General features: G+C 28.7%; 7 protein-coding genes. 1 reads left to right on the plus strand and 6 read right to left on the minus strand.

The genetic code is table 11. The annotated features are described in order from the left end of the window. Window positions 1-744: 744 nt before the first annotated feature. The 4 genes from ACYUE0_RS17035 to ACYUE0_RS17050 form a co-directional block, all read right to left on the minus strand. The gene (locus ACYUE0_RS17035) at window positions 745-2772 is read right to left on the minus strand and encodes a urocanate hydratase (RefSeq protein WP_460271765.1); all 2028 of its coding nucleotides are present in this window, start codon (window positions 2770-2772) and stop codon (window positions 745-747) included. A 1986-nt stretch (window positions 2773-4758) separates the two neighbouring features. Next, entirely contained in the window at window positions 4759-6165 is a 1407-nt protein-coding gene (locus ACYUE0_RS17040; protein WP_460271767.1) for a cell wall-binding repeat-containing protein, read from the minus strand. A 154-nt stretch (window positions 6166-6319) separates the two neighbouring features. Continuing rightward, window positions 6320-8323 (minus strand): aminopeptidase, encoded by a 2004-nt coding sequence (locus tag ACYUE0_RS17045; protein WP_460271769.1) that lies wholly within the window; start codon window positions 8321-8323, stop codon window positions 6320-6322. 1191 nt (window positions 8324-9514) lie between these two features. Beyond that, window positions 9515-10468 (minus strand): aromatic acid exporter family protein, encoded by a 954-nt coding sequence (locus ACYUE0_RS17050; protein WP_010293699.1) that lies wholly within the window; start codon window positions 10466-10468, stop codon window positions 9515-9517. An 807-nt stretch (window positions 10469-11275) separates the two neighbouring features. On the opposite strand from ACYUE0_RS17050, the gene ACYUE0_RS17055 reads away from it, so the two are divergent. Then, window positions 11276-11428, plus strand: a complete 153-nt coding sequence (locus ACYUE0_RS17055) for a hypothetical protein (RefSeq protein WP_010293700.1) — start codon at window positions 11276-11278, stop codon at window positions 11426-11428. A 32-nt stretch (window positions 11429-11460) separates the two neighbouring features. On the opposite strand, the gene ACYUE0_RS17060 is transcribed toward ACYUE0_RS17055, so the two are convergent. Beyond that, on the minus strand, window positions 11461-12867 hold the full coding sequence (locus ACYUE0_RS17060) for a cell wall-binding repeat-containing protein (RefSeq protein ID WP_460271771.1): 1407 nt from the start codon (window positions 12865-12867) through the stop codon (window positions 11461-11463). A 142-nt stretch (window positions 12868-13009) separates the two neighbouring features. Continuing rightward, window positions 13010-13784, minus strand: a 775-nt coding sequence (locus ACYUE0_RS17065) for a cell wall-binding repeat-containing protein (protein WP_460271773.1), incomplete at its 5' end; no start/stop codon positions are given.

The following is a 13784-nucleotide window of genomic DNA, read 5'->3' on the forward strand; positions in this document are numbered from 1 at the left end:
TGGCTATTTTCTGGCTATTTTCTTCGTTTAAACTATAGATTCCACAATTGCTGTATTCCCATAACAAGTTAAGCAAAGAACCAGTACCCCTATTTGGATTTTGGTAAAATTTTAAAACAAGCAATTGCACCTAGTGTTGGCTCCATCACAAATGGGACTTTGTCAGTTAAGAGTTAAGAGTGAAAAGTTAAGAGTTGTGGTTATTACTACTCGCTTTGCTCCTAGTAATGCTAAACGTATTTTTATATAAATTTGCAAAGCAAATTATATTTATAGATTCCAAAGAAAGTGGTTACCACTTTCATCCTCAACTCTTAACTATTAATTCTTAACTTTTAACTATTTAAGGGACTGGCTAACTTTTTTATTTATATAACTAAATTATAAGAGCTACTATTTATTTTATGGAGTTATATTAGTCGTGCCTGTCCCATTTGTTACGGCTGTAAAATTAGATTTTAGTTTTTGTTTAGTTTGATCTCTCGAACCTAGAATTTACTCTCTTAAATTCAAAAGAAACTGGAATCCAGTTTCCTCCAACATTGTCAAATGTCAATTGTCCATTGTCAATTCCTAATTAATTGTCCTTTGTCCTTTGTCCATTATATAATTTGTTACGGTTGCAAAACTTAATTTTAACTTTTGTTAGTTTTATTTTTTAAACTTGTAATTTACGCCTTTAAATTATAAAAAAACTGGCTAATAGCCAGTTTTTTATAGTTAGAATTTATTTTAAAGCTTTATTTATTTGTTTAAAGCTTCTTTTACTACTTTTGTAACTAAGTCTTCATCTGCTATATATGGTATTGTTATATGGTCAGTTTCTTTATTGTCTTGGTTGTATTCCATTGATGTTTCTATTGAGTGTTCGTTTCTTGCCCATGCTCTTCTTGCTACGCCACCCATTACATCCCATGCCATAGCTGATTTTATTATTACATCTACTTCTTCACTTCCGTCAAGAACAAGTCCAAATCCACCATTTATAGATTTACCAATTCCTACACCACCACCGTTGTGAAGTGCTATTAAGCTCATTCCTCTTGCTGCATTTCCTGCAAAACATTGGACTGCCATATCTGCCATTATATTACTTCCATCTTTTATATTTGATGTTTCTCTAAATGGAGAATCAGTTCCGCTTACGTCATGATGATCACGTCCAAGCATTATTGGACCTACTATTCCTTCTCTTACCATTTTGTTAAACTCTAGTGCAATTTTCATTCTTCCACCAGCATCTTGGTATAGTATTCTTGCTTGAGTTCCAACTACCAATTTATTCTTTTCTGCATCTCTTATCCAGATGTAGTTATCTCTGTCTTGTCCTCTTCTATTTGGATCTATACATTCCATTGCTTTATGGTCTGTTTTTATTAAGTCTTCTTCTTTACCGCTTAAACATACCCATCTAAATGGTCCATATCCATAGTCAAATAGCATTGGTCCCATTATATCTTCAACATATGATGGATATATGAATCCGTCTTTTTCATTTACTCCATTTTTAGCTATGTCTTTTCCACCTGCATCATATACAGCTTTCATGAATGAGTTACCATAGTCAAAGAAGTAAACTCCTCTATCTACTAATATTTTTATTAATTCGTAGTGTTTTAGTAAAGTTTCATCTACTAATTTTTTGAATTTTTCTCTATCCTCTTTTAATAGTCTAGTTCTTTCTTCAAAACTTATTCCTACTGGAGCATATCCTCCATCATATGGAGCATGGCAAGATGTTTGGTCTGATAATAAATCTACTTTTACATTGTTATCTACCATGTATTGTAGTAAGTCAACTATGTTACCATGATATGCAATTGATATAGTTTCTTCTTTTGCAGCTTTTTCTTTAGCTACTTTTATTACTTCTTCAAGATTATCTGATGCCATTGCAACCCAACCTTGATCTAATCTTGTTTGTATTCTTGAATAGTCTACCTCTGCAACTATACCTACACCATTAGCTATTTCTATAGCTTTTGGTTGAGCTCCACTCATTCCACCAAGTCCTGATGTTACGAATATTTTTCCTCTTAAATCGCCATCATCAGCAACGCCTAATTTTAATCTTCCTGCATTTAGTAGTGTGTTAAATGTTCCATGAACTATTCCTTGTGGTCCTATATACATCCAACCACCAGCTGTCATTTGTCCATAGTTTGCCACTCCTAATTGAGTTGCTCTGTGGAAGTCATCACCGTTATCAAACATACCTATCATAAGTCCATTAGTTGTTATAACTCTTGGTGCTTTTTTTGAACTTCTGAATAATCCTAGTGGATGTCCACTTTCTACTACTAATGTTTGTTCTTCTGTGATATTTTCTAAGTATTTCATTATTAATCTGTATTGCATCCAGTTTTGACACACTTGTCCTGTTTCTCCATAAGTAACAAGTTCATATGGATATAATGCAACATCAAAATCTAAGTTATTATCTATCATTACTTGGAAGGCCTTACCTTGTAAGCATTTACCTTTATAGTTATCTATAGGCTTACCACTAAGTTTGCCTTCTGGTCTGAATCTATATCCATAAATTCTGCCTCTTGTAACAAGCTCTTCCATGAATTCTTTAGCCATTTGTTCATGGTATTTCTCCGGTATATATCTCAAAGCATTTTTAACAGCAAGTTTTGCATCTGCTTCGTTTAAATCGAATCCTCTGTCTGGAGCTCTTCTTATTCCTTCTACAAATTTAGGCATTTCTGGTAGTTTGTCATCTAATTTGATTACCATTGCATCTTCTATTTTAAAATTTTCCATCATAATAAAATAACCCCCTTAAAATTTAGTCTGTATATGATAAATAAATTTAAATATTATATCCTTAAGTAAAAATCTTTCCCCACTATAAGACATATTCGAATTAATATTAAAAAGATTCAGTATATTTTGTATAAAGAATAATAGCTATTATCTTTTTCAGAATTATGTATTATGCAAAATTTGACAAGAATATTTAAATATTATCCTATTAAATATACTTAACACACATTTTGAATTAAAATGTTATATTTTATGACTAATATCCCTATATAAAAATATTCTTTATAATTTTGAAAATTCCTTTTCAGTTCAAATTTTGTTAACAATTTATTTTTGTTAATAAATTAGCACGATAAAGCCAGACTCTAAAAAATCATAGGATATACAATTGAATTTTATAAAAAATATTAACTGTTTTGTTAATATTTTTTTGTAATTAAACACTTTAATTTTAAATGTATTTAGGTTTTTATATTTAATTAAAATTTTAATTTAGTTAAAGATATTGTTTTAACTTATCAATTGGGACTTTGTCAGTTAGGAGTTAATAGTTATGGTTATTACTACTCGCTTTGCTCCTAGTAATGCTAAACGTAATTTTATATAAATTTGCAAGGCAAATTATATTTATAGATTTTTTAAAGTCATTTTCAGAAAGTGGTTACCACTTTCATCCTAAACTTTTAACTATTAACTATCTAAACTCCAGTTTCAACCATCATTGTCAATTGTCCTTTGTGCTTTGTCAATTTTCTAAAAATCTCTACCTCAACTAAGTATAAAATCACCCAAAATTCTACCTCCATAACAAGAGGGACAGACACGTAATTGGCTACTTTACTATACTTTGGGATAGATGCTTTTGTTGATTTTAGTTTCTCTCCAATACTGCTCCAAGTCGGTCCCCATTATTCAGTTTTAGCAACACACCTAAGCAAGCAATGCCTTACAGTATTAGCTCCATAACAAGTGGGACAGGTTCATTTATGGCTATTTTCATCGTTTAAATTGCAGATTCCACAATTACTGTACTCCCATAACAAAATAAGCAAAGAACCAGTACCCCTATTTGGATTTTGGTAAAATTTTAAAACAAGCAATTGCCCCTAGTGTTGGCTCCATCACAAATGGGACTTTTTTAGTTAAGAGTTAACAGTGAATAGTTAACAGTTGTAGTTATTACTACTCACTTCGTTCCCAGTAATTCTCAACGCACTTTTTAATTTAGTTTTATCTGAAGATTTAAACAAGTAATGCCTCTAAGCATTGGCTTCATCACAAATGGGACAGGCACGGTAAGTTTATTTTCTTCACTAACACTTGATGCTCTTCTAACTTTATACTTCTATCTAAAAATTCAAAGCCAGTCCCCAACAATTCCAAAGAAAGTGGTTGCCACTTTCATCCTGAACTATTAACTATTAATTTTTAACTCTTAACTAACTAAGGGACTGGCTAACCTTTTTTATTCATGGTAACCAAATCCAAACAGCTGATTTTTATTTTTATATAGATAAACCATTCGTGCCTGTCCCATTTGTTACGGTTGTAAACTTTGAATATAGCCTTAGTTTGTTTTATATCCTAAACTCAAACTTTGCTCCCTCTAATTCAAAGAAACTGGTAGTCCAGTTTCATCCATCATTATCAATTGTCCTTTGTCCTTTGTCCATTGTCAATTATATAATTTGTTACGGCTGCAAAACTTAATTTTAGATTTTGTTAGTTTTATTTCTCGAACCTATAATTTACTCTTTTAAATTCAAAAGAAACTGGCAGTCCAGTTTCATCCATCATTGTCAAATGTCAATTGTCCATTGTCCATTCCTAAATAAATTGTCCTTTTTCCATTGTCAATTCCTAATTAATTGTCCATTATATATGTCAACCCTCACTTAGTTCTAGCCAAACTTCTAAAACGAAAGAACCAGTACTTGATATGCTTCTTTGCAGCTCAAGTACTGGTTCTTTACTTAATAATTTATTTTAAGGTCTATAGTCTTGTGTTATTTTTGATATTTTATTATTTTCAAATTCAACTTGGAATACCGGGCGTCCTGTCCAATTAATTCCATTCATTAATTCATCAAAAGTTATTGGATTAGTTCCAAGTAAATTATCAGGACTTATTTTTTCATCCTCTATTACTTTTATTTCTACATCATCACTAATTTCTACTGTTATTAATGTACTCATCGGTATATCTTGGTATCCATCTGGCATCCATGGTTTTTTACCACCTTTATTTATTACCTTAGATTTTAATTTATAGAAGTTACAATATTCCTCTACTTCTTGAATATCTCTGCTTAACTTATTAAAAGTTCCAATCATATATTTCTTTCCATTACTTTTATAAAATGACATTACATCAAATGAGAATTTCTTTTCATTATTTAGCCTTTGCTCTGTAAAAACCTCTACTGAAAACTTTCCGCCTAATATATTAACTGATTTATAATTATCTAATTCTGGTTTTGAATCAACTATACTTTGTGATTCTGATAAAAGTATTGGTGATTCTGTTTTTGCTGATAAAGCTGCTCCTGACAGTACATCTGGAAATGTTTTTCCACCAGTAACAAAGATATTTTCATCATTTAATTCTTCTTTAAAGTGATTTAACACTTTCATAGATGTTTCATATCTATCTTTGCCAGCTAAACGTATAACTTCACTTCCTTTTGTATTGGCTATCATATCTTTAATTTCATTTTGAACTTTATCACTTATAGCTTCTACTCCTCCAGCTATAAATACTTCTTTAGGCTTTATTTCCTCTATTTGTTTAATTGCACTAATTTCTAAAGTATCTTTTTCTGTTAATAATATAGGATATTGCTTAGCTCCTGATATAGGTGACATACTTAATGCATCTGCAAAGCTTTCAGAACTTGCTATTATAACTGGTGTTCCCTCTTTCACTTCAGCTTTTCTTACTATTTTTGTGTTAGTTTCATATCTATCTCCTCCACTAATCCTCTCTATATTTTCATATCCAAGTTCTTTAAATTCATCAACATAACTATTACTTATTATTCTATCTCCACCTAATAAATATATTTTCCCACTAGTATTTAAATTCTCTTTGATAAATTCTATTTGTTTTATACTATCTTTAGGATTAAAATCAAGTGAAATTATTGGAGCATTATATTTTTTAGAAAGTATAGAACCAGCTAGTGCATCTGGATAATCTTCTCCACTTACAAGTATTACAGCATCTATTTTTTTATCAGATATAAATTTTTTAGCAATTTCAATAGATGTTTCATATCTATTACTACCACTTATCCTAGTGACTCTATCATTAGAAGCATAAGCATTTATAGGTGCAAAGCACATTCCTGTAACCATAGCACCTATCAATAAACATGTTATTTTTTTATTCACAATCAACCATCCTTAAATTATTATTCATCATTTTAAATATATTAATTTAATTCATAAATTATTCTAATAAATTTAAAAATTTTTAGGTTCTAATTGTGATCTTTATAGTACAATAAATAAAAAAACTGGAATAACCAGTTTTTTTTATTTATATTTAGTTTTCTAATGGTCTATTTAATTCTTCTGTTCCTTCTACTACAAATCTTCCATCTTTTATTATATCTATAGTTTTTCCTTCTTTAGTTATTACAGATATTAACTCAATGTCATCATATGGAAGTGTTATGTCCGTGTGACAACTAGTATAGGCATTTTCTATATCAGTTTTTCTTAATATAGATTTTTCATTATCTCTTGCTATTATTTCTTTTTTATCTGAGTTATATACTTTTACATCTTCACATTGGCTAAAGCAAGTATCACCTATTGCAAAGTGTGGTCCCATTTTTTCTACTATTAGAATCGGTAATATATTAACTATTTCATGTTTTTTAGATATTACATATGCTAAAGTGTTTGTTCCTATAGCAAATTCTCCTAATGGTAATGTTTTGTGTGGGAAAAGTAGATTTTCTTCGATATACTTTTTATTTTCTTCTTCATCTATAAAGTTTGTGCAACTATATTTTTCTACATATCCATCTTTAAATGTCAAACTTAAATTTTTATATTTTAAATCATCTAAGTATACTTCTTCTACATGAAGTAATCCATTTGTTCCTTTTAATACTGGTGATGTAAATACTTCACCTACTGGTATATTTACATCTGCTACACAGTTTTCAAAATTAGTTTCTTTTTCTGGATTTTTTATTTCATGCATTTTTACTTTTATATCAGTCTTGTTATTTCCAAAGCCTTTTACATGAATATATTGACCTTTATCTAAGACATCTATTATACATTTTTGTATTTTTTCATATTGTTTGCTGTCTAACAAATTAATTTTTAATGTATCTTCAAATATTTCCTCAAAATTATCTCCTATTTCTGGAGTTGGGAATGCTATGATTGTAAAGCTAACTTCTGACATTGGAATATATTTATCTTGTTTTATAGCCATTGCTGATTGATATTTTTGATATATTTTACCTTGTTCTTCATTTAACTTTAGTGCTTCTTTTTTGCTTTCTGGTGCAAAAGGAGTTTTTCCGAATTTTTCAAAATAAAGTATTCCGCTATAATCTTTTAACTCCTTTTTATATTTTTGAAATAGCTTTTCATTAGCTTTTAGTTTAGATTGTCCTATTTCTTCATCGTAAAATAATCCTATATCGAATCTATGATCGTAATCAAATTGTTTATTTGGTGATGTATATACAAGTTGGTCTATTATAGGTTCTAATGAGTATCTTCTTAGTCTTTCTATAAGAAGTTTTATAATTCTTTCTTGTCCTACGTTAGCAACAATTCTTGAGGTAGACTTGTTGTTATAATCTTTATTATCTCTTTTAAATCCTTCTATATAACCATTACATACAGTATCTGCAATTAAATCTATATTTTCATATTTATTTAAAAAATCTGCTGTTTTTATTTCGTTATCACTTATATAGTAACCATATTTAAAAAGATATCTTAAATCTTCTAAGTTAGACGTTTCTATTATATTTTTAACATGACTTTCTTTATTTATTAGTCTGTCTTTTAAGTTGTGTTTACATAAAAACTCTTGATTATTTAAGTTTAATTCTTTTAATAGTTCTCTTATATCTTCTGGGTTTTCATTATTGTTATATTCAACAAAATTATAAATACTTAAAAAATGTTCGTTATAAAAATGCATCATTTTTAAGTTATGAGAAAATGCATATGTTATATATTTTTTAGATATATTGTATAAAAAAGTGGCTATTTTCCCTAGTTCTTCACCGAAAACTTTTACTGCATAAGCTGGGTTACAAAAACTAGTGTTATACTTTTCTCCTATTATATCTTCATAAAGCTTGTGATTATCTTTTAAAAGCTCTTCAAATGGTTTATTAAAATATTTGTTATCTAATTGTTTTTCTAAATTGCACATTTTACTTGCAAACCTTGCTTGGCTTTGTAAGAACTTTTTAAACTTTTTAGGCTCTTCTTTATACTTTTTATTAGCAATTTCAGATATTTCTTTTACCGTAAAATTATAATTTTCTTTGTCAAATTTGAACTCCATAAAACTTCCCCCTTTTATTAGGCATAATCTTACAATTATAAATATATCGTATCACTGTGAAAAAACACTTTCAATATTTAGAGAAACTTTTATAAAATATTAACTATTTTTTTATAAAAAGTTGCATGTTTTAAATTAGTTTTTTATGGTTATTACTATTCGCTTTGCTCCTAATAATGCTAAACGTACTTTTTTATATAAATTTGCAAAGCAAATTATATGATTAGATTAAAAGAAAGTGGTTGCCACTTTCATCCTCAACTTTTAACTATTAACTATCTTAAGGACCGGCTTTGATTAATTTAGGTTTTATTGATAACCTTTCGATTTCACTTTGAAAATAACTTATGGAAAATATACTTAGGTACGCCTGTCCTTCTTGTTACGGCTGTGAACCTTGAATATAGCTTTAGTTTGTTTTATATCCTAAACTCAAATTTTACTCCCTTAAATTCAAAGGAAACTGGTAGTCAAGTTTCAACCAACATTGTCAATTGTCAAATGTCAATTCCTAATTGATTGTCCTTTGTCCATTGTCAATTTTTTAAACTACTTATCTCAACTAACCAATCAATTCCCTAAGCTCTGCCTCCATCACAAATGGGACAGGCACGATAAGTTTATTTTCTTCGCTAACACTTGATGCTCTCCTAACTTTATACTTATATCTAAAAATTCAAAGCCAGTCCCGAACAACTATGCAGTAAAGCTGCTTTATTTCAAGGAAACTGGTATTCCAGTTTCATCCTGAACTTTTAACTATTAATTCTTAACTCTTAACTATCTAAGGGACTGGCTAACTTTTCTTATTTATGGTAATTAAATTGTAAGAGCTACTATCTATTTTATGGAGTTATATTAGTCGTGCCTGTCCCATTTGTTACGGCTGTAAAATTAGATCTTAGCTCTTGTTTGGTTTTATATCCTAAACTCAAATTTTACTCCCTTAAATTCAAAAGAAACTGGAATCCAGTTTCATCCTGAACTATTAACTATTAATTCTTAACTATTAACTATCTAAACTCCAGTTTCCTCCTGAATCCTTAATTTTTTCTTATTTTATTCCCATAACAAGATAAGTAAAGAACCAGTACCCTTATTTGGGTTTTGGTGAAGCCTTTAAACAAGCAAAGAACCAGTACCTGACAAATTTGCTCAAGTACTGGTTCTTCCAATGAAACAACTATATATTTATGGTTGTTCATAGTAAAATTCATTTTTTATTTCTAAAAATTGTTCTAAGTCATTTAAAAATTGATATAGCATAGCTCTATTTTCGAATTCTTCTCTTGTTGTTGGTAATTCGCTTTCTTTAAATTTTTCTCTTAGTTCTTTTAAGTCTTTTAATAACATTTCACAGGAGTTTTGTTCTGCTAAATTTTCTCCTACTTTTTTAGTGAAATCTGCTATCATCTCAGTCTGTTCATAGGTCATAAAGAATTTTTCAAAATGTGAACGCATTCTTTTTACACATTTAAACTGTTTTATTCGCATTTCCATATACTCAAGATAATAACTTTCATCAGACATAAAATAGTTGTTTAAGTTTATGTACGCTTTCTTTTTAGCTGCATATAATTTTTTTTCTAAGTCATTAAATTTTTTATCTTCTTGCAGTGAAACTGAAAGCTCTCTTAATGCTCTAGACATATCTATAAATATATCTTTTAATGCATCTTCTATGTATTTTTTATCTCTTATTATGTATTCTTCCATATTTTTCATATATAAATTCAATAATAAAGCTACACCAACACCTATAGCTATTAATCCTAATTCATTTATAATTAGTTCTTTAGTTATTGCTCCTTCACCTAAAAAGTGTGTAGCTAAAACTGAACTCATTACAATACCTTCTGAAATGTTTAATTTTACTGCAACAGGTATAAATATAAGCATAAAAAGAGCAAATACTACTGGATTAAATCCTAGAAGTTCCATTAATATTCCTGATATTAATAATCCTATAATACAGGCCCCTATCCTTTGCAAAGCAACTTTAAAAGATTTACGTTTTGTATTTTGTATACTAAGTATTGTGATAATACCTGCTGATGCATAAAATTTTAACCCCAGGAATTGAGCAATTAACATAGAAATTCCTGTGCCTATAGCTGTTTTTAATGTTCTATTTCCTATTTTCAAATTAACACCACCTTTTAAGTCATATGTATTATAATTTCATTTTCATAATAAAAATATTTTTATAGTTATGGGATTCTTTAGTTAAAAGTGAATAGTTGCAACGCTTTGCTAGTTAAAAGTTAACAGTGAATAGTTAAAAGTTATTGTCATTACTATTCGCTTCGTTCATAGTAATGTTCAACGTATTTTGAATCTACAAAAGTAAAACTTCTAAGTATGCAATCTCTTAAAGTTCTACCTCCATCACAAGAGGGACAGACGCGTAATTGGCTACTTTGCTATACTTTGGTATAGATGCTTTTGTTGATTTTAGTTTCTCTCCAATGGTACTCGAAGTCGGTCCCAATTATTCAGTTCTAGCAACACACCTAAGAAATCAATTCCTTGCAGTATTAGCTCCATAACAAGTAGGACTTTTTCAGTTAAGAGTGAAGAGTTAATAATTAATAGTTTTGGTTATTACTACTCACTTCGTTCCTAGTAATTCTCAACGTACTTTTTTAAATCATTTTCAGAAAGTGGTTACCACTTTCATCCTGAATTCTTAATTCATAATCCTTAATCCTTAATTTTTTTTAATTGTCCTTTATCCTTTGTGCATTGTCAATTCCTAAATAATTAATTCAATTTATATATTATGTATTATATCACTTATTATTTCTTTTGTTTTTTATTTATTTTTAATTTTTTTGAATAATTTGTTGTTATTTTTTCATTTTATGTTTATTATTTTTGCTTTTGGATATTAATTAGAGAGTACAGTAGTATATACCTGTACTTTTATTTTGATTTTAAGGAGGTATTTTTATGAGTAAACAAGTTTGTTCTTTATGCGCTGGAAAAAAATTAGTTAAATGTGATTGCACAACTGATTGTGTTAAAAATCATTGTACTTGCTGCGGAGGTTCTGGTCAACATGCTTGCCCTGAATGTGGCGGTAAAGGCTATACTGAAAAATAGAGAAGACGGGTTTTTCCCATCTTCTCTATTTTTTAAGGTCTAAATTCTTGCACCATTTTAGATATTTTATTATCTTTAAATTCAACATCAAAAAATGCCCTTCCAGTCCAACCTATATTATTTTTGAAATCATCAAAAGTTATTATTTTAGTGCCTACCAAAACATCACTTGGTCTATTGGGCCAGTCTAGAATTTTAACTTCTACATCATTACTAATTTCTACTTTTACCGGAGTACTCATTGGTATATCTTGTCCTACATCTGCAATACAAGGTTCCCTTCCTTCTACATACATTACTGATGATGTAATTTTATAATATTTACAATACTCTTCTAACTCTTCAATATCTTTCATAAATTTTCCAAATGTTCCATTCATGTAATTTTTCCCATTTTCTTCGTATATAGAGTCTATGTAAAATAAAAATGTTTCTTCATTATTCAATCTTTGTTCTGTAAATTTTTCTACTGAAAATTTACCACCTAATATATTAACTGATTTATAATTATCTAGTTCTGATTTTGAATCAACAATAGTTTGTGAATTAGATAGAAGTATTGGTGATTCTGTTTTTGATGCTAATGCACTTCCTGATAATGCATCTGGGAAAGTTTTTCCACTAGCTATAAAAATACTTTCATCCTTTAATTCTTTACTAAAGTGATTTAATATTTCCATGGAYGTTTCATATCTATCTTTTCCAGATAAACGTATAACTTCATTTCCTTTTGTATTGGCTATTATATCTTTAATTTCATTTTGTACTTCATCACTTATAGCGCCTACTCCACCAGCTATAAATACTTCTTTAGGTTTTATTTCTTCTATTTGTTTAATTGCACTACTTGTCAAAGTATCTTTTTCTGTTAAYAATATWGGATATTGYTTAGCTCCTGATATTGGTGACATACTTAATGCATCTGCAAAGCTTTTAGAACTAGCTATTATAACTGGTGTTCCTTCCTTTACTTCAGCCTTTTCTACTATTTTTGTATTGGTTTCATATCTATCTACTCCACCAATTCTTTCTATGTTTTCATATCCAATTTGTTTTAAATAGTTAATATAATTATTGTTTATATTTTTTTCTCCACCTAATAGATATACTYTTCCATTAGGATTTAATCTTGATTGAATAAATGCTATTTGTTCCATACTAGTTTTAGGATCATAATCAACTAAAATTATAGGAGCATTATATTTTTTAGAAAGTATTGCACCACTTAAAGCATCTGGATAATCCTTTCCACTTGCAAGTATTACGGCATCTACACTTTCATCTCCTACAAATTTTTTTCCGATTTCAATAGATGTTCCATATCTATCACTACCATTTATTCTAGTAACCCTATTATTAGCAGCATATGCATTGATAGGTGTAGAGCAAATGGCTGAAACCATAACAAATATTAATAAATAATTTATTTTATTTTTCATTACTTAACCCCCTTTAATCTACATTATATTTATATATTATCATATATTGAAAATTATGTAATAAATGATTCTAATTTGTAATAATTTTGTGATTTAAGCAAAAAAGAAAAGAACTAATCATTTTAGTTCTTTTCTTTTTTATTTAAGGTCTATATTCTTGTGTTATTTTTACTATTTTATTATCTTTAAATTCTATATTGAAAATACTACTTCCTCTAAATCCTTGATTATTTTTTAGGTTGTCAAATGTTATCTTTTTAGTAGCCATTACATTCCCATTACCCATTTTATTCCAATCTATAACATTTATATCTACATCATCACTAACTTCTATTTTTGCTGAAGTACTAATTGGTATATCCTGTCCACCATCAAGTATATAGGTTTTTCCACCCTTTTCATTAACTATAGCTGTAGGTATTTTATAATACTTACAATACTCGTCTACTTCTTTTATATCTGTGCTAAACTTTTCAAAATTTCCCACAATATAATTCTTTTCATCTTCTTTAGATGCCGAATTTATATAAAATAAGAAGCTTTCTTCATTATTCAATCTTTGTTCTGTAAATTTTTCTACTGAAAATTTACCACCTAGTATATTAACTAATTTATAATTATCTAGTTCTGGTTTTGAATCAACAATAGTTTGTGAATTAGATAGAAGTATTGGTGATTCTGTTTTTGATGCTAATGCACTTCCTGATAATGCATCTGGGAAAGTTTTTCCACTAGCTATAAAAATACTTTCATCTTTTAATTCTTTACTAAAGTGATTTAATATTTCCATGGACGTTTCATATCTATCTTTTCCAGATAAACGTATAACTTCATTTCCTTTTGTATTGGCTATTATATCTTTAATTTCATTTTGTACTTCATCACTTATAGCGCCTACTCCACCAGCTATAAATACT

The organism is Clostridium sp. CTA-19 (assembly GCF_054767855.1).

Excerpts from the sequence above, each read along its gene's own strand:
- ACYUE0_RS17035 (WP_460271765.1), bottom strand. The coding sequence starts at position 2,772 with ATGATGGAAAATTTTAAAATAGAAGATGCAATGGTAATCAAATTAGAT.
- ACYUE0_RS17045 (WP_460271769.1), bottom strand. The coding sequence starts at position 8,323 with ATGGAGTTCAAATTTGACAAAGAAAATTATAATTTTACGGTAAAAGAA.
- ACYUE0_RS17055 (WP_010293700.1), top strand. The coding sequence starts at position 11,276 with ATGAGTAAACAAGTTTGTTCTTTATGCGCTGGAAAAAAATTAGTTAAA.